This is a genomic window from Xanthobacter sp. YC-JY1, from assembly GCF_021730305.1.
In the GTDB taxonomy this organism is placed as follows: Bacteria; Pseudomonadota; Alphaproteobacteria; order Rhizobiales; family Xanthobacteraceae; genus Xanthobacter; species Xanthobacter flavus.
Genome location: NZ_CP032674.1, coordinates 1599021 through 1625099 on the forward strand (window position 1 = coordinate 1599021; position 26079 = coordinate 1625099).

At 68.0% G+C, this 26079-nt stretch carries 22 protein-coding genes and 1 riboswitch; of the genes, 9 read left to right on the forward strand and 13 right to left on the reverse strand.

Going from position 1 to position 26079, the window contains the following annotated elements; genetic code table 11:
* Positions 1-16: 16 nt before the first annotated feature.
* The 6 genes from uca to D7006_RS07505 form a co-directional block, all read right to left on the reverse strand.
* The gene (gene uca, locus D7006_RS07480; protein WP_237356141.1) at positions 17-3559 is read right to left on the reverse strand and encodes an urea carboxylase; all 3543 of its coding nucleotides are present in this window, start codon (positions 3557-3559) and stop codon (positions 17-19) included.
* A gap of 1 nt (position 3560) precedes the next feature.
* Entirely contained in the window at positions 3561-4208 is a 648-nt protein-coding gene (locus tag D7006_RS07485; RefSeq protein WP_237356142.1) for an urea amidolyase associated protein UAAP2, read from the reverse strand.
* An 11-nt stretch (positions 4209-4219) separates the two neighbouring features.
* Positions 4220-5029 carry an urea amidolyase associated protein UAAP1 gene (locus tag D7006_RS07490; protein ID WP_237356143.1) on the reverse strand — a complete coding sequence of 270 codons (810 nt, stop codon included), beginning with the start codon at positions 5027-5029 and terminating at the stop codon, positions 4220-4222.
* 10 nt (positions 5030-5039) lie between these two features.
* On the reverse strand, positions 5040-5864 hold the full coding sequence (locus D7006_RS07495; protein ID WP_029557650.1) for an ABC transporter ATP-binding protein: 825 nt from the start codon (positions 5862-5864) through the stop codon (positions 5040-5042).
* Positions 5861-6673, reverse strand: coding sequence for an ABC transporter permease (locus D7006_RS07500; protein WP_237356144.1), 813 nt, complete (start codon positions 6671-6673; stop codon positions 5861-5863). Before D7006_RS07500 ends, D7006_RS07495 begins: the two co-directional genes overlap by 4 nt.
* Positions 6674-7001: 328 nt before the next feature.
* The gene (locus tag D7006_RS07505; protein WP_229645631.1) at positions 7002-8105 is read right to left on the reverse strand and encodes a putative urea ABC transporter substrate-binding protein; all 1104 of its coding nucleotides are present in this window, start codon (positions 8103-8105) and stop codon (positions 7002-7004) included.
* 69 nt (positions 8106-8174) lie between these two features.
* Positions 8175-8284: riboswitch (guanidine-I (ykkC/yxkD leader) on the reverse strand.
* Between the two features lie 208 nt (positions 8285-8492).
* Between D7006_RS07505 and D7006_RS07510 the strand changes: the two genes are divergently transcribed.
* On the forward strand, positions 8493-9656 hold the full coding sequence (locus D7006_RS07510; protein WP_237356145.1) for a serine hydrolase: 1164 nt from the start codon (positions 8493-8495) through the stop codon (positions 9654-9656).
* A gap of 58 nt (positions 9657-9714) precedes the next feature.
* Positions 9715-10740: an AI-2E family transporter gene (locus tag D7006_RS07515; protein ID WP_237356146.1), complete on the forward strand. Its 1026-nt coding sequence runs from the start codon at positions 9715-9717 to the stop codon at positions 10738-10740.
* Between the two features lie 66 nt (positions 10741-10806).
* Here D7006_RS07515 and D7006_RS07520 read toward each other — a convergent pair whose 3' ends face one another.
* The 5 genes from D7006_RS07520 to D7006_RS07540 all read right to left on the reverse strand — a co-directional run bounded on the left by D7006_RS07520 (position 10807) and on the right by D7006_RS07540 (position 15429).
* Entirely contained in the window at positions 10807-11268 is a 462-nt protein-coding gene (locus D7006_RS07520) for a low molecular weight phosphatase family protein (RefSeq protein WP_169122384.1), read from the reverse strand.
* A 6-nt stretch (positions 11269-11274) separates the two neighbouring features.
* Positions 11275-11772: a UPF0262 family protein gene (locus D7006_RS07525; protein ID WP_169122383.1), complete on the reverse strand. Its 498-nt coding sequence runs from the start codon at positions 11770-11772 to the stop codon at positions 11275-11277.
* Between the two features lie 13 nt (positions 11773-11785).
* A complete protein-coding gene (gene hisD, locus D7006_RS07530; protein WP_237356147.1) occupies positions 11786-13078 on the reverse strand; it encodes a histidinol dehydrogenase in 1293 nt (430 codons plus the stop codon).
* 97 nt (positions 13079-13175) lie between these two features.
* Positions 13176-14711: a bifunctional diguanylate cyclase/phosphodiesterase gene (locus D7006_RS07535; RefSeq protein ID WP_237356148.1), complete on the reverse strand. Its 1536-nt coding sequence runs from the start codon at positions 14709-14711 to the stop codon at positions 13176-13178.
* A gap of 244 nt (positions 14712-14955) precedes the next feature.
* On the reverse strand, positions 14956-15429 hold the full coding sequence (locus D7006_RS07540) for a DUF2948 family protein (RefSeq protein WP_237356149.1): 474 nt from the start codon (positions 15427-15429) through the stop codon (positions 14956-14958).
* 371 nt (positions 15430-15800) lie between these two features.
* Between D7006_RS07540 and D7006_RS07545 the strand changes: the two genes are divergently transcribed.
* From D7006_RS07545 to D7006_RS07570, 6 genes are all read left to right on the forward strand, one after another.
* Positions 15801-17264, forward strand: coding sequence for a carboxylesterase (locus D7006_RS07545; RefSeq protein WP_237356150.1), 1464 nt, complete (start codon positions 15801-15803; stop codon positions 17262-17264).
* A 121-nt stretch (positions 17265-17385) separates the two neighbouring features.
* Complete coding sequence (locus tag D7006_RS07550) at positions 17386-18558, forward strand: ABC transporter substrate-binding protein (RefSeq protein WP_237356151.1); 1173 nt, start codon at positions 17386-17388, stop codon at positions 18556-18558.
* 374 nt (positions 18559-18932) lie between these two features.
* On the forward strand, positions 18933-19853 hold the full coding sequence (locus tag D7006_RS07555) for a branched-chain amino acid ABC transporter permease (RefSeq protein ID WP_229646828.1): 921 nt from the start codon (positions 18933-18935) through the stop codon (positions 19851-19853).
* Positions 19850-20767, forward strand: a complete 918-nt coding sequence (locus D7006_RS07560) for a branched-chain amino acid ABC transporter permease (protein WP_237356152.1) — start codon at positions 19850-19852, stop codon at positions 20765-20767. Before D7006_RS07555 ends, D7006_RS07560 begins: the two co-directional genes overlap by 4 nt.
* A complete protein-coding gene (locus tag D7006_RS07565) occupies positions 20760-21509 on the forward strand; it encodes an ABC transporter ATP-binding protein (RefSeq protein ID WP_237356153.1) in 750 nt (249 codons plus the stop codon). The genes D7006_RS07560 and D7006_RS07565 overlap by 8 nt, the downstream gene beginning before the upstream one ends.
* The gene (locus D7006_RS07570) at positions 21506-22219 is read left to right on the forward strand and encodes an ABC transporter ATP-binding protein (RefSeq protein ID WP_237356154.1); all 714 of its coding nucleotides are present in this window, start codon (positions 21506-21508) and stop codon (positions 22217-22219) included. Before D7006_RS07565 ends, D7006_RS07570 begins: the two co-directional genes overlap by 4 nt.
* Before the next feature lie 490 nt (positions 22220-22709).
* Here D7006_RS07570 and D7006_RS07575 read toward each other — a convergent pair whose 3' ends face one another.
* On the reverse strand, positions 22710-23273 hold the full coding sequence (locus D7006_RS07575) for a type 1 glutamine amidotransferase domain-containing protein (RefSeq protein ID WP_237356155.1): 564 nt from the start codon (positions 23271-23273) through the stop codon (positions 22710-22712).
* 133 nt (positions 23274-23406) lie between these two features.
* Between D7006_RS07575 and D7006_RS07580 the strand changes: the two genes are divergently transcribed.
* On the forward strand, positions 23407-23820 hold the full coding sequence (locus tag D7006_RS07580; RefSeq protein ID WP_237356156.1) for a hypothetical protein: 414 nt from the start codon (positions 23407-23409) through the stop codon (positions 23818-23820).
* 35 nt (positions 23821-23855) lie between these two features.
* Here D7006_RS07580 and rpoD read toward each other — a convergent pair whose 3' ends face one another.
* Positions 23856-25856, reverse strand: a complete 2001-nt coding sequence (gene rpoD, locus D7006_RS07585) for an RNA polymerase sigma factor RpoD (protein ID WP_169122373.1) — start codon at positions 25854-25856, stop codon at positions 23856-23858.
* Between the last annotated feature and the right edge of the window lie 223 nt (positions 25857-26079).

A 26079-nucleotide genomic window follows, 5' to 3' on the forward strand; every position in this document is an offset into this window, starting at 1 on the left:
TTGGTCATCTTTGTCCTCACACGGTTTCGAGCACGCAGACCACATCGCCCGAGCGGACGGTGCGGCCCGGCGCGGCGCGGATCTCGCGGACGCGGCCGGCGGCGTGGGCGGTGATGGAAATCTCCATCTTCATGCTCTCGATGATGGCGATGGTGTCGCCTGCGGCGACCACCGCCTCCTCCTCCACCAGCACCTTCCAGACATTGCCGGGGACGTTCGCCGCGACGCCGAAGCATCCCTCTGGCATCTCGCCCTCGCTGAAGGGGCCGGCGCCGTCCTCGACGACGAAGCTGTCCAGCCCCTCCGCCTTCCAGCGCGCGCGCTCCGCCTCGAAGGCGGCCTGCTGGCGGGCCTTGCCGGCGGTGATGGCGCCGGAATTGGCGGCAAGGTTCGCCGCATAGTCCGCATAGGAGAAGCGGCTGTCCTCGATGCGCACGGGATAGGCCCCGTGCGGGAAGGCGGCGCGCGCCTCCATCAGCTCCTGGTGGGACACCGGGAAGAAGCGGATCTCGTCGAAGAAGCGCAGCAGCCAGGGCGTGTCGCGGAAGGCGGGGGTCCGCCTCCACGTGTTCCACATCTGGATGGTGCGGCCGAACAGCTGGTAGCCGCCCGGCCCCTCCATGCCATAGATGCACATATAGGCGCCGCCGATGCCCACGGCGTTTTCCGGCGTCCAGGTGCGGGCCGGGTTGTACTTGGTGGTGACGAGGCGGTGGCGCGGATCGATGGGGGTGGCCACAGGCGCGCCGAGATAGACATCGCCCAGACCGAGCACCTGATAGCTGGCGCCGAAGATGATGTCCTTCACCGCCTGCTCGTCTTCGAGCCCGTTGATGCGGCGGATGAACTCGATGTTGTCGGGACACCACGGCGCATTGGGCCGCACCAGCTCCTGATACTTGCGCATGGCGAGTTCCGCCTGCGGGTCGTTCCAGGAGAGGGGCAGGTGGACGATGCGGCTCGGCACCACCACGTCCTCGGCCGCCGGCAGGCCCTTCTCGATCTCCGCGAGGGCATCGAGCAGCTTGGTGCGCGGCAGGCTCGCCCCGTCATAGTGGATCTGCAGGGAGCGGATGCCGGGGGTGAGGTCGATGAGGCCCGGGAGCTTCGCGGCCTGAACCGCCTCGGCCATCAGATGCGCGCGCAGGCGCAGGGCGACGTCGAGATGCATGTCGCCGAACTCGACCAGCAGATTGTCGTCGCCCTGCCGGCGATAGACCACGCGCACCGGCCCGTCCTCATGGATGGCGAGGATGGGGGAGGAGGTCTCCTCCGGCGCGCCGATGATGGCGGGGCCGGCGATGGGGTCTTCCGGCCGGGGCAAGGGCACGAAGCGCACGCGGTCGCCGGGCTTCAGCTGGCCCATCTTCCACTGCTCGTCGCGGGCGATGACCGCTGGGCAGACGAAGCCGCCGAGCGAAGGGCCGTCCGGGCCGAGGATGATGGGCATGTCGCCGGTGAAGTCGATGGCACCAATGGCATAGGCGTTGTCGTGCAGGTTGGAGGGGTGCAGCCCCGCCTCTCCGCCGTCCGTGCGCGCCCAGCGGGGCGTCGGCCCCATCAGGCGCACGCCGGTGCGGGCGCTGTTGAAATGCACTTCGTAGGTGGCCGAGAACAGGTCGGCGATGTCGTCCGGCTGGAAGAAGTCGGGCGCGCCGTGGGGGCCGTAGAGCACGCCGATCTGCCAGTCGCGGGTGAGCGGGGCAGGGGCGGGCACTTGCGTCGCCGGGCCGGTCGGACGCGTGGATGCGGGGGCAAGGTGCAGCGCATCGCCGGCCTTCAGCGTGCCGGTGGCATGGCCGCCAAACTGGCCCAGCGCGAAGGTCGCCCGCGAGCCCAGCACCACCGGCGCCTGGAAGGCTCCTGCCACCGCCAGATAGGCCCGCTGGCCGGCACCCTCGATGGTGCCGATGGCGAGCATCTGGCCCGCCTTCACCGGGAAGGCGGCATCATGCGGCACCGGAGCGCCATCGAGCTTGGCCGGCATGTGGGCGCCGGAGAGGGCGACCGTGGCGTCATCGTGGAAACGCAGAGTGGGGCCGTTGACGGTCATCTCCAGCGCGCAGGCGGTCTCTTGATTGCCCACGAGGGCATTGGCGCGGCGGAAGGAATGTTCGTCCATGGGGCCGGACGGCGGCACGCCCACGTGCCACAGGTTCAGCCGCCCCGGCAGCTCCTGAAGGCTGGACTGGGCGCCGGGGACGACAACTTCCACGCTGGTGGGCCGGAAGGCGAAGTCCTTCAGCGCGGTGGTCGCCACCTTGCCGGAGGCGAGGAGGTCGGACGCGGCGATGGCGGAGAGATACTGAAGGTTCGTCTCGATGCCGCAGATGGAGGTTTCCGACAGCGCCTTCTGCAAGGCGGCGATGGCGCCGGGGCGGTCATCCGCCTTGACGATCACCTTGGCGAGCATGGGATCGTAATAGGGCGTCACCTCCGTGCCGGTCTCGATCCAGCCGTCGATGCGCGCCCAGTCCGGGAACTTCACCTCCGTCAGCAGACCGGCGGAGGGCTGGAAATTGGCGTGGGGGATTTCCGCATAGACGCGCACCTCCATGGCCGCGCCCTTGGGGGAGAGCGGGCCGGCGGAGGCGATGGGGTCTTCGCCCGCCGCCTGGCGGATCATCCATTCCACGAGGTCGATGCCGAACACCGCCTCGGTGACGGGGTGCTCCACCTGCAGGCGGGTGTTTACTTCAAGAAAATAGAACTCCTGCCGCGCCGGGTCGTAGATGAACTCCACCGTGCCGGCGCTCTCGTAACGGACGCTTTCGCCGAGCTGGACGGCAGCGGCGTGGAGGCGGGCGCGTACCGCGTCTGAGAGAAGGGGGGCGGGGGTCTCCTCCACCACCTTCTGGTTCCGCCGCTGAAGCGAGCAGTCGCGCTCGCCCAGCGCCACCACGCGGCCCTTGCCGTCACCGAAGATCTGCACTTCCACATGGCGCGCCTCGGAGACGAAGCGCTCCAGATAGACGCGGGCATCGCCGAAGGAGGCGCGGGCCGTGCGCTGGACGCGCTCGAACACGTCCTTCAGCTCGTCCGGTGTGTGGCACAGCTGCATGCCGATGCCGCCGCCGCCGGCGGTGGATTTCAGCATCACCGGATAGGTGATGGCCTCGGCCGCCGCCAACGCCTCCTCGGCGCTGTCGAGCAGGTCGGTGCCCGGCAGCAGGGGCACGCCTGACGCCTTGGCCAGCTCGCGCGCGGTGTGCTTGAGGCCGAAGGCTTCCAGATGCTTCGGCTTCGGCCCGATGAAGGCGATGCCTTCCTCCGCGAGGCGGCGGGCGAAGCGCACATTCTCGGACAGGAAGCCGTACCCGGGATGCACGGCCTCAGCCCCCGTGGCCTTGCAGGCGGCGATGACGGCATCGACATTGAGATAGCTCTCGGCGGCCGGGGCCGGCCCGAGGCGCACGGCCTCGTCCGCCTCCAGCACGCCGCGGGTGAAGCGGTCGGCGTCCGAGTGGACGGCCACGGAGCTGATGCCCATGGCCCGCGCGGTGCGGATCACCCGCCGCGCGATCTCGCCGCGATTGGCGATGAGGATTTTCGAGAACATCTCAATCCTCCGCGCCGAACACGAGCACCTGGATGGGCGTCGGGTTGAACCCGTTGCAGGGATTGTTGATCTGCGGGCAGTTGGAGATGACGAGGAGCACATCCATCTCCGCGCGCAGCTCCACATAGTCGCCGGGGCCGGAAATGCCGTCCACGATGGCGAGTTCGCCCGTGGGCTCCACCGGCACGTTCATGAAGAAGTTGATGTTGGGCACGATGTCCCGCTTCGTCATGCCGTGCTTCGACACCTCGATGACGAAATTCTCGCGGCAGGCGTGCAGATACTTCACCTGATGGCCGAAGCGCACCGTGTTCGCCTCGCACGAGCAGGCGCCCGCCGAGGTGTCGTGCCGGCCGCAGGTGTCGGCCGTCACGGTCAGCATCACATTGCCTTCGCTGGAGATCAGCTTCGTGCCGGTGGACACATAGGCCGAGCCTTGCACGCGCAGCGTATCCTGCGAGGAATAGCGCTCGGAAAAGTCATCGGCCTTGTAGAACAGCGTATCCACCGCCTGCTGGCCTTCCAGATCGACGATGCGCACGCTCTCGCCGGCCTTCACGAGGCAGGAGAAGGGGGCGTTGGCGGGGACGAAGTAGTCGCGCAGGGCAGAAGACGCATCGCGGACGGGAGAAGCAAAGAACCTGGTCATGTCGTCCTCCCTCAGCGCGCGTTGTTCTCGAAGCCGCGGACGGCCTCGATGGTGGCGGTGCGGCACAGGTCGTCCGCGCCGGGAGCGGGCGCCTTAAAGCGGATGGCTTCCACCGGGGGCGGGGCATAGTCCGGCGCCGGGTCCACGGGATGCGGGCAATTGGAGAGGGCGACGATGAGGTCCATCTCCGCCCGCAGGTCCACGAAATCACCCTGCTGGCGGGCGCCGTCGATCCAGCGGAAGTTGCCGTCCGCGTCGGTGCGCACGGGGGCGAAGAAGGTGAGAGCGGGCGGAATGTCCCGCTTGTCGAGGCCGAGCTTCAGCGCCTCCAGGATGAAGTTGTCGCGCGTGTTGCGCAGCACGGTCTCGCCATAGCGGGCGCGGTTGGAGGCGGGGGTGGAGCCGCCGACCAGGGCATCGTGCATGCCGGTGGTGTCCTCGATGAGGGAGAACATCACCCGGCCCATGTCGGAGAACAGCACGCGGCCCTTTCCGAGGGCGGAGGTCCACTGCACCTTCACCGTGTCGGCGTAGTTCAGCCGCTCGGAGGCGTCGGAGGCCGACCAGGCGATCATGGAGACCGCCGCCGGGCCGTGCGCCAGATGGATGCGCAGGGCCTCGCCCGCCTTGAGCGGCGTGGACCAGTACCAGCCGCCGGGAATGGTCTCGGCATGGATCGCCGCGCCCTCGGGCAACAACGTGCCGCGCGGCGTCGGGCCGGGCAGGGCCTTGGGCGCATGCTGCTGGCCGGCCGCCTTCAATTCCTCGTAGCGGCGCTTGTTCTCTTCGATGAACTTCTGGGTTTCGACGCTGACGGTCATGGCTGTCTCCTCAAGCCGTCTTCAGCGCCGGGTCGTCCCGGCCGGTGCCCGAGGGAATGGCCGGGTCGTCCCGGCCGGGGGCGGTGGATTTCAGCTTCAGCTGACCCGCAATGCGCTTGGGCCAGACCTCGATGTCCTTGGCGATGGTGGCGCCGTAGCGGGCCTTTTCCTCCGGCCGGTTGCGGCGGCGCTCGAAGGCGATGATACGAGTGGCGAGGGTGAAGGCCTCCTTGAGGTCGTGGGTCACCATCACCACGGTCATCTCGCAGGTGTTCCACAGCTTCAGCATGAGCTGGTGGATGTCGGCGCGGATGCCGGGATCCAGCGCGCCGAACGGCTCGTCCAGCAGCAGGATCTTGGGCTTGCGCATGATGGCCTGCGCCAGCGCGAGGCGCTGCTGCATGCCGCCGGAGAGGGCGGCGGGATACTTGTCCTCCGCGCCCTTGAGGCCGACCTCCTCGATGAGGGCGCGGGCCTCGTCCTGCGCCTGCCGGCGGCGGGCGCCGAACAGCCGGCCGGTCAGGGGCGCTTCCGCCATCTCGGCGGAGAGCAGCACGTTGCCGAGCACGGTGAGATGTGGGAACACCGAATAGCGCTGGAAGACGACGCCCCGGTCGGCGCCCGGCTCGCGGGCGATGGGCTGGCCCTCGATCAGCACCTCGCCCCGCGTCGCGGTCTCCTCCGAGAGCAGGATGCGCAGGAAGGTGGTCTTGCCGCAGCCGGAGGGGCCGACAAGGGCGATGAAGGAGCGCGGCGCGAATTCGAGGCTGATGTCCTCGAGCACGATCTGCTCGCCATATTCCTTCCAGAGATGGCGTACGGAAATGGCGGTCATTTCGCGCCTCCGAACCAGGGGAAGAGGGCGCGGCGGGCGCGGGCGAGGCCGAAATCCATGGCCACCGCGATGAGCGTGATCCAGGCCACGTAGGGCAGGATCACATCCATGGCGAGATAGCGCCGCACCAGGAAGATGCGATAGCCGAGGCCTGAGTCCGAGGCGATGGCTTCCGCCGCGATGAGGAAGAGGAAGGCCGGGCCGAGGGAGAGGCGCAGGCCGTCCATCAGGCGGGGCAATATCTGCGGCAGCACCACGCGCACCATCATCTGCCAGGTAGAGGCGCCCAGCGTCTGCGCCTTGATCATCTGCTCGCGCGGCAGCTCCTCCACCCGCATGGCGAGGTCGCGCACCAGATAGGGCGTGATGCCGATGGTGATGAGGGCGATCTTGGATTCCTCGCCCAGCCCCATGACGATGAACAGGATGGGCAGGAGAGCCAGCGGCGGCACCATCGACACCATGGCGACGAACGGCGCCAGCAGCGCCCGCACGATGGGCAGCATGCCCACGAGCACGCCGATGACGAGGGCGACGATCGTGGCGATGGCCAGCGCCGAGAGCAGCCGCTCCATGCTGGCAAGGGTATCGGTCCACAGCAGATAGTCGCCAGTGCGCGCATCGGCGGTGAAGGCCATCTTCACGATGGCATTGCCGAGGGAGGGCAGGCTCGGCAGCAGCTTGTCGTCCGGGTTCTCCGCAAGGCGCTCCGCCGAGCCGAGGATGTAGGCGAGAACGACCAAGGCGAACGGGAGGACGGCAAGGAACAGCGCCGTTCCCCGATCCGGCCTGACATTGATGAGGCGCATCAGCGCTGCTCCTGAAGGGTGCGTTTTCGAATTGCGGATCAGCCCGTCCGCCGTCATGCCCCGGCTCGTCCGAGGCATCCACTTGTCCGCTTGGAGGGTTCGGGCGTGTCGGAGAGCCGACTCGCTGGGCCGTGGATCCCCCGGACAAGCCGGGGGATGACAGCTCGTCGAGTTGCCCCCCGGCGGGCTCCCTCTCCCCTTGCGGGAGAGGGCTGGGGTGAGGGGTGTGGTGTCCCTCGTCCGGGCGCCGGGGTGGGGCGGTGAAAGCCCCCTCACCCCCGGCCCCTCTCCCGCAAGGGGAGAGGGGAGGAGGGAAGGCGCTACCCCCTCAGAGCTTCCCGTCGGCGACCATCGCCATCCAGGTGTCGGTGAAGCGCAGCTTCACGTTCTTGGCGTCGCCCAGCACCTTGCCGCCGGGCAGCTCGATGCCGATGGCGTCGGCGGACTTGGCGCCGGAGCCGAGCAGCTCCTTCTCGAACAGGAACTTGCGCACGCGGTCCATGGTGGTGCCCACATCCGGCGAGCGGACGAAGGCCACCGCCTCGGGCGCCTTGGCGAAAAGGCGGGTGGCGGCGAGTTGGCTGTCGAAGCCGGCGAGGTCGGTGCCGGAGGCCTTGCCCATGGCCTCCCGCGCCGCCTTGCCTTCCGGCGTGTCGGCGGTGAAGAGGGTGGTCGTGTCGTACCAGATGCCCACCAGCGCCTTGGCGAAGTCCGGGTTGTCCTTCAGCACGGCGGTGTTGGCGACGAGGAGGTCCATGATCTCGCCGGGGATCTTGGAGGAATCGAACACCGCATGGGCGTTCTTGTCGGTCAGGATTTCCGACACCAGCGGGTTCCAGGTGACCACCGCGGTGACCGCCTTGGTCTTGTAGGCGGCGACCATGTCGGCGTCCGAGGTGTTCACCACCTTCACGTCGCGCTCCTTGAGCTTGATGCTCTCGAGCGCGCGGGCGAGCAGATAGTGGGAGACCGAGAATTCGACGAGGTTGACCTTCTGGCCCTTGATGGCGGCGAGGTCCTTCTTGCCCTTCAGGATCACGGCGTCATTGCCGTTGGAGAAGTCGCCGACGATGACGGCGGTGGTGTCCACGCCGCCGGCGGCGGGCACGGAGAGGGCATCCATGTTGGTCACGGTGAGCGCGTCGAAGGCACCGGCCGTGTACTGGTTGATGCTCTCCACATAATCGTTGAACTGCACCACATCGATCTTGATGCCGTACTTGTCGGCCCACTTCTTCACGATGCCGGTGTCGTTGGCGTAGCCCCAGGGCATCCAGCCCACATAGATCGACCAGGCGACCTTGAATTCCTTCTTGGGCGCGGCTTCGGCCGGGCCGGCGCCGAGCGCGAGGCCGGCGACGGCGGCAAGGCCCAGCGCGCCAGCGAGCGCGGATTTCAGACGATGAAGTTTGGACGAAACCGGAGTGCGCATTCAAATTCCCCTTCGCTTCGACGATTGGGAATTGGCGAGACCAGTGCCGCCAATTCCTTGGCCACTGAGGTCTCCCGGGCTTTTATCCCGCCGTGCACCCGCGCCGGATGTCTCCCGTCGCGGTGGCAGCTCTCGGACCAGCGCATCTCTTGGATGCCGGAACCCTAGCCACCAACTCGACATCTCTAGAAGCAACCGGCGTGCCAACCCATGGCGCGTTTGTTTTCAACGCCTTGCCGGAACCGCCCGGCACACGCCTGCGCCTCGGCTGGGCATGTGGAGCCGCAATTTTGTGCAGATGTGCCGGTTCTGATGCGCATTGCATACACGCGCAGGCTCGCCATCCGCCGCGCGCCGCGCCATGCTCCGGGTGAGGGAGGCGGGGCGATGATCGACCGGCGCACGATCCTGAAGGGGGCCCTTGCGGCAGGCGTTCTTTCCCGCCCGGCCTTCGCCGCGGGCTATCCGCGCGTGCCGTTCGAGGCGCTCCAGCAGATGACGGATCAGGAGGTGGCGCGGGCCCGCGCGCAGCATGGGGCGCGGCTCGCGGTGGTGCTCGGCGTGGTCAATCCGCGCGGCAACGGCCAGCTCTTCCTCGCCGCTGCGCCGGACCTCACCCATCCCGGTGGGCGGCCCATGACGCTGGATGGCGGAACGCCGTTCGCCATCGGCTCCATCTCCAAGGTGTTCACCGCCTGCCTCCATTATCAGGCGCACGGGCCGTTCAAGGGCAATCTCGGCGACTGGCTCGCCCCCCGTGCGCTCTCGCCGGGCCTTGCGCGCATTCCGCTCGCCGATATCGCGCGCTACCAGTCCGGCATGGCGCAGGACAATCAGGGCGGGGTGCATCCGCCCGGCGTGATAGTGAGCTTCGGGACGATGTTCCCCTATCTCGCGACGCTTCGGCCGCCCTCGCCGCCGGGCAGCTGCTATTCCTATTCCAACCTCAGCTGGTCGCTGCTGGCGCTGGCCGGATCGGGGGCGGGGCAGGGCAGCATGGTGGAGGGCGCCGAGCGCTACGACCGCGCGCTGAAGGCTTTCGGCGCCGGCATGGGCATGTCCGCCACCGGCATCTTCCGCTCGGCGATGAAGCCCCGCCTGCCCGCCGCCTACCGGCGCAACTGGCAGCCTTTGCCACCGGCCGCGGACTACGCGCCGACCCGCCTCACCGGCGTCGGCGCGGGCGGCATCGTCTCCACCGGCTCCGACATGCTGGCCTTCCTCACCGCCAGCATGGGCCATGGCGCGGCCGGCATGGAGAGCCCGGCCCTCGCCTATCAGCAGGGCAACATCTTCTCCTCCCCCCGCTGCGGCGGCGGGAGGGCGCCGCGCACGGCCTATGGCTGGATCATGCATGACGTGGCCGATGCCTCCGGCCCTCTCGCCCTCGTCACCAAGGACGGGGCGGTGGCGGGCTTCACGGCGTGGATGGGCTTCCTCGCCTGGCAGGGCACGGGCGCGCCTTCGCCCTTCGGCGTGTTCGCGCTCGTCAACGGGCCGGGCGCCGCCGGCCTTGGGCTCCGGGCCATGCGGCGCATCCTTGTCGCGTGAGCCCTCGCTAATTCCGTCCGCGTCAGGTAATCGCCATCCGGCAACGGGAGACGGACGAATGCGGGGTTTGGTGGGGCTGGCGGCGGCGGTGGTCGTGTTCGCGGCGCTCTACGTGACGGGGGCGCTGCTGGCGCCGGTGGCCTTCGCGCTGCTGGTCATCGCCGTGGTGCATCCGCTCCTCGCGCGGCTGGAGGCGAAGCTGCCGAAGATGATCGCCGTGCTCGGCACCCTCGTCATCACGCTGGCGGTGGTGGGGGCGGTGTCCTCGGTGGTGGTGTGGGGCTTCAGCCACGTGGCCGCCTGGGTGTTCCAGAACGCCTCCCGTTTCCAGCGCCTCTATGGCGAGGCGGCGATCTGGCTGGAGGGCCATGGCTTCGTCCTCGCCGGCCTGTGGGCCGAGCATTTCGACGTGCGCTGGCTGCTGCGCCTGTTCCAGGATCTGTCCGGCCGCCTGCAGGGCATGGCGAGCTTCCTCGTCTTCACCTTCATCTACGTGCTGCTGGGACTGCTGGAAGTGGAGGCGATGAAGAGCCAGGTCATGCGGCTGTCCCGCTCCGGCCGCGCGCCCTTCCTCGCCCCGGCGCTCGCCGACATCGCCCGCAAGATGCAGACCTATATGGCGGTGCGCACGCTGATGAGCATCGCCACCGGCGCGGTGGTGTGGGCCTTCACGCTCACCGCCGGGCTGGAACTGGCCCTCGCCTGGGGCGCCATCGCTTTCGCGCTGAACTACATCCCCTTCATTGGCCCGTTCGTGGCGACGCTGCTGCCCACCCTCTTCGCCCTCGCCCAGTTCGAGAGCTGGGAGATGGCGGTGTTCGTGTTCGTGTGCCTCAACGTCATCCAGTTCCTGTCGGGCAGCTATCTGGAGCCGCGCCTCGCCGGCAAGGCGCTGGCGGTGTCGCCGGTGCTGGTGCTGTTCGCGGTGTTCTTCTTCGCCTTCCTGTGGGGCATTGCGGGCGCCTTCATCGGCGTGCCCATCCTCATCGCCGGCCTCACCTTGTGCGCCCACCACCCCGACACGCGGTTCGTGGCGGAGCTGTTCTCCGGCCGGGTGGCGACCGAGGAGGCGGGGCAGGCGTGAGCTGATGCCCGTGAGCTGCCGCGATCGGGCGCTTTGCGCCCGGGGCGCGCGGGCTGCGTCAGGGGGCTAGGGCTGCCGGAACCGGGCGCGGATGCGGCGCTCCAGTTCGTCGCGCACCTCCCGGTAGGCGTCGAGGCGCTGCTCGCGGTTGCCGCCTTCGCCGGTGGGGTCGGGGGTGGGCCAGTATTCCACCTTGAGGGCGTTGGTGCGGGTCAGCTCCAGCGCGCGGTGGTGGGCATCGGGCGACAGCGAGATGGCGAGGTCGAAGTTTAGCCCCTCGTATTCCTCCAGATCCTCGACGCTCTGCGGCCGGTGCTTCTTCACGTCGAGGCCGATCTCCTCCATCACCGCGGTGACGAAGGGGTCGGGATCACCGGCGATCACGCCGGCCGAACCCACATAGATGGACTTGCCGAACAAATGCCGGGCCAGCGCGGACGCCATCACCGAGCGCACCACGTTCTGTCCGCACATGAAAAGAACCGATTGCGGCCGCGCTGAGCGCTGTGGCGCCGCAGGGGGCTCCATCGCCGGTCAGCCTTTCCAGTGCAGGGCGCAGATGAGCGTGAACAGGCGCCGGGCGGTGTCGAAATCCACCACCACCTTGCCGTTGAGGCGCTCCTGCAAAAGCGTCGATCCCTCGTTGTGGAGGCCGCGCCGACCCATGTCGATGGCCTCGATCTGGCTCGGCGAGGCGGTGCGGATGGCGTTGTAATAGCTCTCGCAGATCAGGAAATAGTCCTTCACCACCTTGCGGAAGGGGGTGAGCGAGAGATGGTGCTGCACCACCTGGTCGCCGCTCTCGCGCTTGATGTCCAGCACGAGGCGGTTGTCCGCCAGCGAGATGAAGAGCTGGTAGGGCCCCTCGCCCGGATCGTTGCAGGGCAGGAAGCTGTTGTCCTCGATCAGGTCCCAGATCGCGGTGGCCCGCTCGTGCTCGATATCCGGGCTGCCGGCATGGCCGATGGAGGCGTCGTCAAGGGTCACGGCGCTGAGCCGGGCCGAGGGCTTTGTCTCCGGCTTGTCGCTCATCGCTATTTCCCCGTCATCTGTTGGTGCGGATGGAGACGGACCGCCCGTGCGCATCGAGCCGCTCCACGGCGGCGAGACGCACGGCGGCCGGTCCGAGCTTTTCCAGCGCGTCGGCATCGAGCTTGAGGATGGACGTACGCTTCATGAAATCGAGCACGCCGAGGCCGGAGGAAAAGCGGGCCGAGCGCGCGGTGGGGAGCACATGGTTGGTGCCGCCCACATAGTCGCCGATGGCCTCCGGCGTCCAGGCGCCGATGAAGATGGCGCCCGCGTGCCGCACCTTCGCGGCCAGCGCGTCGGCATCGGCCGCATGGATTTCCAGATGCTCGGGGGCGATGCGATCCACCAGCGGGATGGCGTCGGCGAGATGGTCCACCAGGATGATGGCGCCATGGTCGCGCCAGGAGGCGGAGGCGATCTCGGCGCGGGGCAGGGTGGCGAGCATGCCCTCCACCGCTTTCTCCACCGCGCCCGCCAGCTCGGGCGAGGAGGTGATGAGGATGGACTGGGCGGCGGTGTCGTGCTCCGCCTGGGCGAGGAGGTCGGCGGCGATGAAGTCCGCGCTCGCATCGCCGTCGGCGAGGATCAGCACCTCGGAGGGGCCGGCCACCATGTCGATGCCGACCTTGCCGAACACCTGCCGCTTGGCCGCCGCGACGAAGGCGTTGCCGGGGCCGACGATCTTGTCCACCGGGCGGATGGTTTCCGTGCCATAGGCCAAAGCGGCCACTGCCTGCGCCCCGCCCACGCGATAGACCTCATGCACGCCGGCGAGCCGCGCGGCGGCGAGCACCAGCGGCGCGATCACGCCGTCCGGCGCCGGCACCACCATGACGATGCGCGGCACGCCCGCCACCTGGGCGGGCACGGCATTCATCAGCACGGAGGAGGGATAGGCCGCCGTGCCGCCGGGCACGTAGAGGCCCACGGCGTCCACGCTGGTCCAGCGGTGGCCGAGGGTGACGCCGGCGGCGTCCACATAGGTCTCGTCCGACGGCTTCTGGCGGGCGTGGTGCGATTCGATGCGGGCCTTGGCGAAATCGAGCGCCGCGCGCGTCTCCTCCGGGATGGAGGCCAGCGCCGCGTCCAGCTCGGCATCGCTCACCTTGATGCCGAGGGCGTCCAGATCCACCCGGTCGAAGGTGCGGGAGAGGTCCACCAGCGCGCGGTCGCCGCGGGCGCGGACGTCGGCGATGATGGTGGACACCTTGTCCTGCACGTCCACGGACGCCTCGCGCTTGGAGCCGAGGAAATCGATGAAGCGCTCGGGAAAGTCGGGCTGGCTGATGGTGAGGCGGATCGGCATGCCGCCTTGCTAGAGCAGGTTCGCGCGCGAGGGAAGCCCCAAGCGGTGCGGCGGCCTTTGCCGCGCAACCGCCCGCAGCCCGCGCCGGCCCGGAATGTCAGGCGCCGGAGGGGCTGGCGGTGGCGAACGCCTCCTGCGGCCAGAGCGGGCGGGCGAACAGATAGCCCTGCCCGAGATCGCAGCGCTGGCTGAGCAGGAAATCGGCCTCCTCCCGCGTCTCCACCCCCTCCGCGACGGTGGTCAGCTCCAGCGTCCGGCCGAGGTTGAGCATGGAGGAGATGATCTTGCAGCTCTGCGCCTCTGTGGCGATGAGCCGCGTGAACGAGCGGTCGATCTTGATCTTGTCGATGGGCAGCTCGTTCAGGTGGCGCAGGCTGGAGAAGCCGGTGCCGAAATCGTCGAGGGAGACGTGCACACCAGCCTCCTTGAGCACCGCCAGCGTGCCGCGCGCCGTCTCGAAATCCAGCAGCAGGCCAGTCTCGGTGATTTCCAGCTCGATCTGTCCCGGCGGAATGTTCATCTGCGCCAGGAGGTCGAGGATGCGCTGCGGCAGCTGCGGGTCCACGAGCTGAACCGGGGAGAGGTTCACCGCCACCCTCAGCGGCATATGCCAGGTGGCGAGGTCCTCGCCCACCCGGCGCAGCATGGCGGTGAAGAGGGCGTCGATGAGGCCTTCGTCTTCCGCGATGGGAATAAACTCGGCGGGGCCAAGGATGCCGCGCTTCGGATGCCGCCAGCGCGCCAGCGCCTCGAAACCCACCGTCTCGCCCGTCGCTAGACGCACCACCGGCTGGTATTGGGCCACGATCTCGCCGGCCTCGAGCGCGTGCCTGAACTCGGATTCCAGGCTCCGGCGCTCGCGCCCGCGCGCGTCGAGGTCGGAATCGTAGAGCGCGTAGCAATCCTTGCCCACGGCCTTGGCCTGCCGCAGGGCCTTTTCCGCCGATTGCAGGAGCACGGTCGCCGACGATCCGTCTCGCGGATATTTGCTGATGCCGATGCTGGCGGTGATGTTGATCCGGAGGCCATTGCAGTCGAACGGCTCGCGCAGCCGCGACAGGATGCGGCTCGCCAGACGGAACAGTTCCTCTGTCTCGTCAGCCCCCATGGGGAAGAGGACGGCGAATTCGCCGCTGCCGAGCCGGGCGACCATGCCGCCGCGGTGCGGCACCGAGATGAGGCGCCCCGCCAGCTGGCGCAGGAGATCGTCGCCAGCGCCATGGCCGTGGGCCTCGTTGACCGAACGCAGCAGGTCCACATCGACCACGAGGAGGGCGAGGCGCTTGCTCTTGTTTGAGGTCTCCTTCAGCTCGCGGCTGAATTCCGACTGAAACTGTAGGCGGTTGGCGATGCCGGTCAGGCTGTCGAAGGCGGAGGCGTCGTCCACCAGCTTCTGGGTCTCGCGCTGCTGGATGATGAGCTTGCGCAGCTGGCCCTCGCGGACGATCAGGATCGCGATGAGCGCGCCAGTCGCAACGATCCACGCGGCGAACAGTTCGTGGAGATGCCAGGCTTCATGCGCCTCGCCGACGAAAAAGACGGAGTGGATGAGATGGGTCTGCTGGAGGGCAAGAAATACTACGATTGCCGTTACTATTATACTTCCGAAAATCAGAATCCAACGCCGCGGCAATGTCGAAGCCGACGCTGTATTTAAAGGACGAAACAACATAGCGGCGCGAACTGCGATCCTCTGCCGGCGGGTCTCCGGCCATCTAAGCTGATTTTGCGACCTTATTACGTCCGGTTGCAAGGATCGGATCTGCCCGGCCGTGCGGACGTGTCCCCAACGGGCGTATCAGCCTGCGATACAACGCGGAAAGGCCGCCGCAAAGTGGCGGCCTCTTGTGGTCTCGATCCTGGTTAATGGCCGGCGTTCAGCTCTGTCCGGCGCTCCCGCCGACGCCGGCGGGGGGCGCGGCAACTTCCGGATGCTTGGGGGCGTGGGTGCAGCCCCAGGCGGGGCCGAGATCACGCAGGCCCGCCTCGATGCACTCGACTTCGAGCCGCACCTCGGCACCGCCGGAGAAGGTGAGGTAGACGAAGCCGGAAGGCAGGTCGCCGGGCATGAAGGTGACGGCGAGCAGGTTGAGCACGCCGGTGCGCTGCCCCTCCTCCATGCCGCGGCACTTCACGTCGCGCACCCGCTCGAAATGCAGGCCGGTGCGGCGGCGGACCGTCTCGTTGGCGACGACCTTCTGGTCCCAGTCAAAGCGGTTCAGCACCAGGGCGAAGCGCTGCAGCCGGGGCAGGAAGCCCATGTCCACCGTCTTCACCACCGCATCCTGCAGATGGGCGGAAAAAATGGCGAGGTCTTCCTCGTCGAGGGCGATGAGCTTCAGGTTTTCCATGGCGATGCAGCCTCTTGGGGGCGTGAACCGCAGATAGCGACGCGACCCGCCTGCCGCAAGGGGTTGAGGGGATGAAGGTGGTCTCGCAGCGGTCCTTCCTCCCCTCTCCCCTCGCGGGAGAGGGGCCGGGGGTGAGGGGGCTGGCGTCGCAATCCCAACCTCCGGGCAAAGGGCGAAACACCCCTCACCCCAGCCCTCTCCCGCAAGGGGAGAGGGGGCGCGGCCGGCGCCTTCCCGGGTCCCGGCCGCATCCCGGCGACGCTCAATCGGGGGGCGCACGGGCGGTCGCGTCGGCGTGCTTTGCCGGCAAGGCTGAGCCCTGTAGGTTCGCCCCGAGCGAAGGGGGACGGGGAATGGGGGCGGTCGGGTTCATGTGGCGGGGCACGAAGCGCACGGCGAAAATCGTGGCGCTGCTGATCTTCGCCGTGGTCGCCACCATCTTCGTGGTGCGGGCGGTGGATTCCCAGCGCGGCCCGCCGCTGGACCGCTGGCACACCTACCATCCCCCGGAGCTGAGCCGCAGCGCCCTCGCGACCGCCAACCTTGCCGCCTACATGGCCGCCGAGGACAAGGCCTTCGCCGGCGTGAAGGCCAACGTGACCGACAAGGTGGACCCGGAGGACCGCGTCCGCTTCAATCGCTATTTCGCGTCGAGCCCCATCTATCCGCCCGGCTTCGCGCAGGATTTCAACCGCACCTACGTGCTCCAGCCCAAGGGCGAGCCAGCGGGGGCGGCGGTGTTCCTGCACGGGCTCACCGATTCGCCCTACAGCCATCGCCATCTGGCGCAGCTCTATGCGGACCATGGCTTCATCGCCATCGTGCTGCGCCTGCCCGGCCACGGCACGGTGCCGGGATCGCTGACGCAGATCGGGCACGAGGAGTGGATCGCCGCGACCGCCCTCGCCATGCGCGAGGCCCGCAGGCGCGTGGGGCCGGACAAGCCGGTGCATATCGTCGGCTATTCCAATGGTGGCGCGCTGGCGCTGATGCACGCACTCGATGCGCTGGATGATCCCAGCCTCGTGGCGCCGTCGCGCATCGTGCTCATGTCGCCCATGGTGGGGGTGACGGAGTTCGCCCGCTTCGCCGGCCTCGCGGGCCTGCCGGCCATCTTCCCGGCCTTCGCCAAGGCGGCGTGGCTGAACATCACGCCTGAGTTCAACCCCTTCAAGTACAATTCCTTTCCGGTGCACGCCGCGCGTGAGTCCTTCCAGCTGACCCAGGTGCTTCAGGCCAACATCGAGCGCCATTCCCGCGCCGGCCGCCTCACCGGGCTGGCGCCGGTGCTCACCTTCCAGTCGGTGCTGGACCACACGGTGAGCGCGCGGGCGGTGATCGAGCAGTTGCACGCCCGTCTCGACGACAATGGCAGCGAGCTGGTGCTCATCGACATCAACCGCTCCGGTCAGTTCGAGGACCTTTTGAACCGCCGCTCCGACACCGCCATCTCGTCCCTGCTGCCGGCGGCGCCGCGCCGCTTCCGCACCGCCGTCATCGGCAACTCGACGCCGGGCTCGTCCGCCACCGTGGTGCGCGAGACGCCGGCCGGCGCGACGCAAGAGACGGTGCGGCCGCTCACCGCCGTCTATCCGGAGGATGTGTATTCCCTCTCCCACGTGGCGGTGCCATTCCCCCTGTCGGACGGGCTCTACGGGCTCGAGCCCGACCCGGCGGAAAAGTTCGGCATCCGCCTCGGCGACATCGCGGCGCGCGGGGAATATGGCGCGCTGGTGGTGGACGTGGACATGCTGGTGCGCATGTCCTCCAATCCTTTCTTCCCCTATCTGGAAGAGCGCGTCGCCGCCGGCCTGCCCCCCGCGCGGGCGCCTTAGCGGGCGGCGCGCCTTACATCCCGGCTTGTCTGCCGCGCGCGGCTCTGCAAGGGTGCCGCCACGTCAGACGAACGACGTCAGACGAACGACGTCAGAACGAACGATTGGGGACTTCACCGCCATGGGTTTCAAGGGACTTCTCGCCTCGACCGCGCTCCTCGGCACCCTCGCACTGTCCGGCGCGGCCGCCGCCGATCCGGTGAAGGTGGGGCTGGTCTCGACCCTCTCCGGCCCCTCCGCCGTGCTCGGCCAGCACATGCGCGACGGCTTCCTGCTGGCGGTCAAGGAGCTGGGGGGCAAGCTCGGCGGGCAGCAGACCGAGGTGATCGTCGTCGATGACGAGCTGAAGCCCGACATCGCCGTGCAGAAGGTGAAGGGCCTGCTTGAGCGCGACAAGGTGGACTTCGTCGCTGGCGTGGTCTTCTCCAACGTGATGGGCGCGGTGGCCAAGCCCGTGACGGCGAATGAGACCTTCCTCATCTCCGGCAATGCCGGCCCTTCCACCATCGCCGGCGCCGGCTGCAGCCCCTTCTTCTTCTCCGCTTCCTACCAGAACGACCAGAACCACGAGGTTCTCGGCAAGTATGCGCAGGACAAGGGCTTCAAGAAGGTGGTGCTGATCGCCCCCAACTATCAGGCGGGCAAGGATTCGCTGGCCGGCTTCAAGCGCTATTACAAGGGCGAGGTGGCGGACGAGATCTACACCCAGCTCGGCCAGCTGGATTTCTCCGCCGAGCTCGCCAAGATCGCCGCCGCCAAGCCCGATGCGGTGTTCACCTTCATGCCCGGCGGCATGGGCGTGAACCTCGTGAAGCAGTACCGGCAGGCGGGCCTTGCCGACACCACGCCCTTCCTCTCCGCCTTCACGGTGGACGAGACGACCCTGCCGGCCACCGGCGAGGCGGCGCTGGGCTTCTTCTCCGGCGCGGCCTGGGCGCCGGACCTCGACACCCCCGCCAACAAGGCCTTCGTCGCCGCCTTCGAGAAGGAATACGGCTATATCCCCGCGCTCTACGCCGCGCAGGGCTATGACGCGGCCAAGCTCATCGACAGCGCGCTGAAGGCCACGGGCGGCAAGACCGCCGACAAGGCCGCCGTGCGCGCGGCGCTGAAGAAGGCGGACTTTTCGAGCGTGCGCGGCAACTTCAAGTTCAACACCAACCAGTTCCCCATCCAGGACTTCTACCTGGTGAAGGTGGGCAAGCGCCCGGATGGCAAGGTGGAGACCATGGTGCAGGAGAAGGTCTTCTCCAACTATGGCGACGCCTATGCGGAAAAGTGCGACATGAAGTGAGGCCCAGGCCTCACTTCATGTCGCACCCCGGACGCATGCAGCGACAGCGGAATGCGAGCCGGGGTCCTGTGCAACGCTCCGCCGAAGGCGTCCCGACCGGAGGCCGCCGGGGCTTTCGCCAGCTTCGTCGACGTCTCTTCTAGACCCCGGATCGGCGCTCCACCTGCGGTGTCGCTTGTCCGGGGAGCAGCCTCCTGTTTAATAGCCGTCATGCCCCGGCTCGTCCGGGGCATCCACCCCACTGCTTTTTTGCTGCCGGCGATTAAGTCACTCGCCCGGCCGTGCCGTGGATCCCCCGGACACGCCGGGGGATGACGGTCCTGAAGCGGTGGCGCATCCTCCTTGAGCCGTCCCGGTCCAGCCTCGCCCCGCTCATGACCCTCACCCTCTTCCTCGTCCAGATGCTCAACGGGCTCCAGCTCGGCATCCTGCTGTTCCTGGTGGCGGCGGGGCTGACGCTGGTGTTCGGGGTGATGGATGTCATCAATCTCGCCCACGGCGTGCAATACATGCTGGGCGCCTATCTGATGGTGACGGCCACCGCGCTGACCGGCAGCTTCTGGCTGGGCCTGCCGCTGGCCCTTGCCGCCGCGCTGGTGCTGGGCCTGCTGTTGGAACGCCTCGTCATCCGCCAGCTTTATGGGCGGGACCATCTCGATCAGGTGCTGGCCACCTTCGGCATCATCCTGTTCGTGAGCGAAGCGGTGCGCATGGTCTGGGGCTCGGCGCCCCTCGCCATCCCCATGCCGCAGGCGCTGTCGGGCTCGGTGCGGCTGATGGACGGGCTGAACTATCCCGTCTACCGCCTCGTCCTCATCGGCGCCGGGCTGGGCGTGGCGGGGCTGCTCTATGTGCTGGTCACCCGCACCCGGGCGGGGATGCTGCTGCGCGCGGGGGCCACCAACGCGCCCATGGTGTCGGCGCTGGGGGTGGACATCACCGCTTTGTTCGCCCGCATCTTCGCCTTCGGCGCCATGCTGGCGGCCTTCGCCGGGGCCATGGCGGGGCCGATCCTTTCCGTGGAGCCGGGGATGGGGGACAATCTCCTCATCCTCGCCTTCGTGGTCATCGTCATCGGCGGCATCGGCTCCATGCGCGGGGCGTTCGTGGCGGCGCTGCTGGTGGGGCTCATCGACACGCTCGGCCGTTCCTTCCTGACCGACATCCTGAAGCTCGTCATGTCCGCCTCCGCCGCCAGCGCGGCCGGGCCGGCGCTCGCCTCCATGAGCGTCTATGTGCTGATGGCGGCCATCCTCTTCTTCCGCCCGCGCGGCCTGTTCCCGGCGCCGGCATGAACAGGCTCATCCTCGCCTTCGTGCTGTTCGCGGCCCTCGCCGCCGTGCCGGCCTTCGCCGACACCGCGATGCTGACGCTGGTGGCGCGAGCCATGATCTTCGCGCTGGCCGCCACCAGCCTCGGCTTCATCCTGGGGCAAGGCGGGCTCGTTTCCTTCGGCCATGCGGCCACCATGGGCATCGGCGCCTATGCGGTGGGCATATTGATGGAGGAGGGGGTGCGCGACGCCCTCGTCGCCTTCCCCGTGGCCATGGCGGCGGCCGGCCTGTTCGCGCTCGTGACGGGGGCGATCTCGCTGCGCACGCGCGGCGTCTATTTCATCATGATTACGCTGGCCTTCGGGCAGATGGCCTTCTTCGTCACCCAGAGCCTGTCGGCCTATGGCGGCGACGATGGCCTGACCCTCGCCGCCCGCTCCACCGTTGCGGGGGCGCGCTGGCTGAAGGACCCGAAGACCTTCCATTATGTGGTGCTGGGCCTCCTCGCGTTCACCGTGCTCGTCTCGACGGTGCTGGCGCGCGCGCCCTTCGGCCGGGTGCTGGCGGCAGGACGGGACAATGAGCGGCGGCTGCGCGCGCTGGGGGTGGACCCCTATGCCTATCGCCTCGTCGCCTATGTCATCGCCGGTGCCTTCGCCGGTCTCGCCGGCGCGCTCTATGCCAACCTCACCGAGTTCGTGAGCCCGGCCTATCTTTCCTGGCACCGCTCGGCGGAATTCATCGTGATGGTAGTGGCGGGCGGGCCGGCGACGGCGCTGGGCCCCGTGCTCGGCGCGCTGGGCGTGGTGCTGCTGGAGGATGGGCTCGCCCACCTCACCGAACACTGGCGCATCATCTTCGGCCCGCTGCTGGTGCTGCTGGTGCTGGCGCGCGGTGGCATCGCGACCCTGCTCGTGGGGCGGCGCGATGGCTGACGCGCTGCTGGATATCGCCGGCCTCGCCAAGGCCTATGGCGCGCTGCATGTGACGGCGGGCGTCGACCTCGCGGTGCGGCCCGGCGAGATCCATGCCCTCATCGGCCCCAACGGCGCCGGCAAGACCACCCTCGTCGGCCAGATCGCCGGCGAGGTGATGCCCGATGCCGGCACGATCCGCTTCGACGGGGCGGACATCACGCGTCTGCCAGTCCACCGTCGGGCGCGGCTGGGCCTCGCGCGGGCGTTTCAGATCACCTCCATCTTCCCCCGCTTCACCGCGCTGGAGCATGCGGCGCTGGCCGTGATGGCGGCGCGCGGGCGCACCTTCCGCCTGCTGCGGCCCGCCGCCTCCGACCGCGCGGCGCGGGAAGAGGCTGCCGGCCTGCTCGATGAAGTGGGGCTGGGCGCACGCGCCGAAGTCGCGGCGTCCGCCCTCAGCCATGGGGAGAAGCGGGCGCTGGAGCTGGCCATGGCGCTGGCCGCCCGCCCGCGCCTGATGCTGCTGGACGAGCCCATGGCCGGCACGGGGCCAGCGGAATCCGCCGCCATGGTGGCGCTGCTCACCCGCCTCAAGGGCCGCTGCGCCATCCTGTTGGTGGAGCACGACATGGATGCGGTGTTCCGCCTCGCCGACCGCATCAGCGTGCTGGTCAACGGGCGCATCATCGCCTGCGGCACGCCGGACGCCGTGCGCGCCGACGCCGCCGTGCGCGCCGCCTATCTGGGAGACGGCGAATGACCGCGCCGCTCCTCACTATTGCGGGGCTCACCGCTGGCTATGGCGGTACGCCGGCCTTGTTCGGCGTCGATCTTTCCGTTTCGTCCGGCGGCGCGCTGGCGCTGGTGGGCCGCAACGGCATGGGCAAGACCACCACGATCCGCGCCCTCATGGGTCTTCTTCCGCCCAGCGGCGGCGCGCTGACCTTCGACGGTGTGGCGCTCAAGGGCCTGAAGCCCCACCGCATCGCCCGCCTCGGCCTCGGCCTCGTGCCCGAGGGGCGGCAGATTTTCCCCACGCTCACCGTGGAGGAAAACCTCGTGGCCACCGCCGCCCCCGGCCGCTCCGGCCTGCCGCTTTGGACGCTGGAGCGCGTCTATGGGCTGTTCCCCCGCCTCGCCGAGCGGCGGCGCAACTATGGCAACCGCCTCTCCGGCGGCGAGCAGCAGATGCTGGCCATCGGCCGTGCGCTGATGACCAATCCGCGCCTCCTCATCCTGGACGAGGCGACCGAAGGGCTGGCCCCGCTCATCCGGGCGGAGATCTGGGCAGTGCTGTCGGTGCTGAAGGGGGAGGGGCTGTCGCTGATCGTCGTCGACAAGCACGTCTCGGCGCTGGCGGGCGTGTGCGACGAGGTGGCTGTGATGGAGAAGGGACGGGTGGTCCACACCGGCGCGGCCGCGGATTTCGCCGGGGATGCCGGGCTGGTGGGGCGCTATCTGGGGGTGTGAGGGGCGGCGGCGACGCAATCGCTTTCCCGGATAAGCGACGGCGCGGCAGGGGCGCCAGGCTTGTCCTGTGCGCGCGTCATCGCCCGGCTTGTCCGGGCGATCCACCCCTCCGCTGGCGCGCTGTCCGAAAGTCCGACCTGGCCCTCCCGTGGATCGCCCGGCCAAGCCGGGCGATCCACGGAATGGCAGGGCTCCCGGCCTCGCAGATCGCGCCAAGCGGTGCCGTTCCCCCTCACCCCAACCCTCTCCCGCGAGGGGAGAGGGAGGCAAACGGCGACGGGGCGCGGGGATATCAGGCTGTCGTTCCGCGCACCGACGGGGACGCATCCCGTCGCCATCTTGCGCCGCCATAACTCCCCTCTCCCCTTGCGGGAGAGGGGCTGGGGGTGAGGGGGCAGGCCGGGCTCCGGCCTCCGCAGTCCGCGCCAAGCGGTGCCAGAACCCCTCACCCCGGCCCTCTCCCGCAAGGGGAGAGGGAGAGCCCCCCCCCCTACGCCGCGCGGCGCTGGTGCTTTCCTTCGCGCACTTCCTCGATGATCTTGCGGCTGAAGCCCTCCAGATCACCGGGGTTGCGGGAGGTGATGACGCCGGCGTCGGTGACGACGGAGGCATCCTCCCAGCGGGCGCCGGCATTCTCCACGTCCGTGCGGATGGACTTGTAGGAGGTCATGCGCTTGCCCTTGGCGATGCCGGCCTCCACCAGCAGCCACGGGGCGTGGCAGATGGCGGCGACCGTCTTGCCGGCATCGTAGAAGGACCTGATGAGGGCGATGGCGGCGGGCTCCACCCGCAGCAGATCCGGGTTGATCTGGCCGCCGGGCAGGACGATGGCGTCGTAGTCGCTCTCGCGGGCCTCGGAGAGGGTCTTGTCCACCTTCACCGCGCGGCCCCAGTCCTTCTTGTCCCAGCCCTTGATCTCGCCGGCCTCGGGCGAGACCACATGCACCTGCGCGCCCGCTTCCTTCAGCCGGTCGCGGGGCACTTCCAGCTCGGACTGCTCGAAGCCGTTGGTGGAGAGGATGAGAATGCGCTTGCCGTCCAGTGGACCGGGCATGTGTGCCTCCATCGTTGTGGATATGGAGGTCAATCGCGAGAGGCAGGGGATGTTCCGAGCCAAGTGCGCTGCGAGCGTATTGCAACCTTAGGCTTTGTCGCTAGATTGAATGGCCAAGCTTGGAGGGTAGCCCGTGAAACTGAACGAAAGCGCAGTTGCTAAGCTTGTTGAAAACAACAATGGCGGAAAAGTCGAAGAAGTATATGGCCCAGCGCCGATTGGATCTTCAGCGGCTTGGGAGGTGTGGGCTTATGTTTCAGAAAAAGGACAATTTTATACGCGTTTTGTGATCGAGAAGAGTGGCTCGGATCCTCTGTATTTCTCAGATTTTCAGCAAGTATGTACGCAGCTAAATGACGATATAAACGAATACCACATTAGAAAATGGACGTTTTACGTCGCAGCGTTTTCTTTTGTGGTTGTGCTTTTAGCTATGCTTTACATCACTTTAACTCGAGCTGACGCTCAAATAATTACAGCAATTTTAGGTGTTTTGGCTAGCGGTGCCGCTTTCTTCTTCGGACGCCGCGTTGAAGCCCAAAAATAAACGGCTCCGCCATAAAATGGCGGAGCCGCTTCATGTCAGTTGTCGAGGAACGAGCGCAGCTTGCGGCTCCGGCTCGGGTGCTTGAGCTTGCGCAGGGCCTTGGCCTCGATCTGGCGGATACGCTCGCGCGTCACGGAGAATTGCTGGCCGACTTCTTCCAGCGTGTGGTCCGTGTTCATGCCGATGCCGAAGCGCATGCGCAGCACGCGCTCCTCGCGGGGGGTGAGGGAGGCCAGCACCCGGGTCGTCGTCTCGCGCAGATTGCTCTGGATCGCGGCGTCGATGGGCAGGATGGCGTTCTTGTCCTCGATGAAGTCGCCGAGGTGCGAATCCTCCTCGTCGCCGATGGGCGTTTCGAGGGAGATGGGCTCCTTGGCGATCTTCAGCACCTTGCGCACCTTCTCCAGGGGCATGCCGAGCTTCTCGGCCAGTTCCTCGGGAGTGGGTTCGCGGCCGATCTCGTGCAGCATCTGCCGCGAGGTGCGGACGATCTTGTTGATCGTCTCGATCATGTGGACCGGGATGCGGATGGTCCGCGCCTGGTCGGCGATCGAGCGGGTGATGGCCTGCCGGATCCACCACGTGGCGTAGGTGGAGAACTTGTAGCCGCGGCGGTACTCGAACTTGTCCACCGCCTTCATCAGGCCGATGTTGCCCTCCTGGATGAGGTCCAGGAACTGCAGGCCGCGGTTGGTGTACTTCTTGGCGATGGAGATGACGAGGCGGAGGTTCGCTTCCACCATCTCCTTTTTGGCCTGGCGGGCTTCCTTCTCGCCCTTCTGCACCATCTGCACGATCTTGCGGAACTCGGCGATCTCCAGCCCCGTCTCGGTGGCGAGGGCGTGGATGTCGCCGCGGATCTCGTGGATGGTGTCCTTCTCGTGGGCGACGAAGCCCTTCCAGCCGCGCGTGCCGAGCTTGGAGATGCGCAGCACCCACTTGGGGTCCAGCTCCGCGCCCATGTAGTTTTTCAGGAAGTCGTCGCGGGAGACGCCGTAGCTGTCGGCGAGACGCAGCAGGCGGCCCTCATAGCCCACGAGGCGCTTGTTGATCTCGTACAGCTGCTCCACCAGGGCGTCGATGCGGGCCTGGTTGAGCGACAGGCTCTTCACGTCGCCGACCAGCTCTTCCTTGAGCTTCTTCGCCTTGCGCTCCTGCGCGGGCGAGAGGGTCTCGTTCTTGAGCTTGGACTCGACGTTCTGGTCCTGCAGCCGGCGCAGCTTGGTGTAGCTGGAATGGATGCGGTCGAAGGTCTCCACGACCTTCGGCTTGATCTCCGCCTCCATGGCGGCGAGGGACATGGAATTCTCCATGTCGTCTTCCTCGCCCTCGGGGCCGGCGCCGTCGCCGAGCAGGCCGTCCTCGCCCGCCTCGGGGGCAAGGGCCGCCTCCTCGCCGAGCGCGGCGGGCGGGTTCTTGCCCTCGGGGCCGGCATAGGTGGCTTCGAGGTCGATGATGTCACGCAGCAGCACGCGACCTTCGGTCAGCTCGTCGCGCCAGATGATGATGGCCTGGAAGGTGAGGGGGCTCTCGCACAGGCCGGCGATCATGGCCTCGCGGCCCGCCTCGATGCGCTTGGCGATGGCGATTTCGCCCTCGCGGGAGAGCAGCTCCACCGAGCCCATCTCGCGCAGGTACATGCGCACCGGGTCGTCGGTCCGCTCGGCCGGCTCGGACTTGGTCTCGGCGCGGGCGACGGCGCGCGGGGCGGCCTCCGTCAGCTCGCCGCCTTCGGCCTCCTCCGGCTCGTCCGCCGTCTCGGCTTCCTCGCCGCCCTCTTCGGCCTCGGCTTCCTCGGCCTCGATGACGTTGATGCCCATGTCGTTGAGCATCGCCAGCGTGTCCTCGATCTGCTCGGAGGTGACTTCCTCGGAAGGCATCACCTCGTTGAGCTGCTCGTAGGTCACGTAGCCCCGCCGCTTGGCGTTCTTGATCATCTTCCGGACAGCGGCGTCGGACAGGTCGAGCAACGGCCCGTCGGGGGCGTCGGTCTCCTTCTCCGGGGCCTCTGTGGCTTCGGAAGATTGCTTCGCCATCGACTTCTCCTGCTGATCCCGCCGATTTCCAACAGCAGAACGGCGGCGCGGCTCCTCAGCCTCGCCACCTTTTGCCCTTGAACCCGGGAGCGGCTTTTTTGACGCCATCCCGTTAAACCAGCCTGAACGCGCTTCCAACCCCTATGGTCGTCGGCGGCAGGCTGCCTTCCGTCCCGTGGGCCGCGGGTCCGGCATTTCCCGCTGTGCGGGCCATGCCAGACGC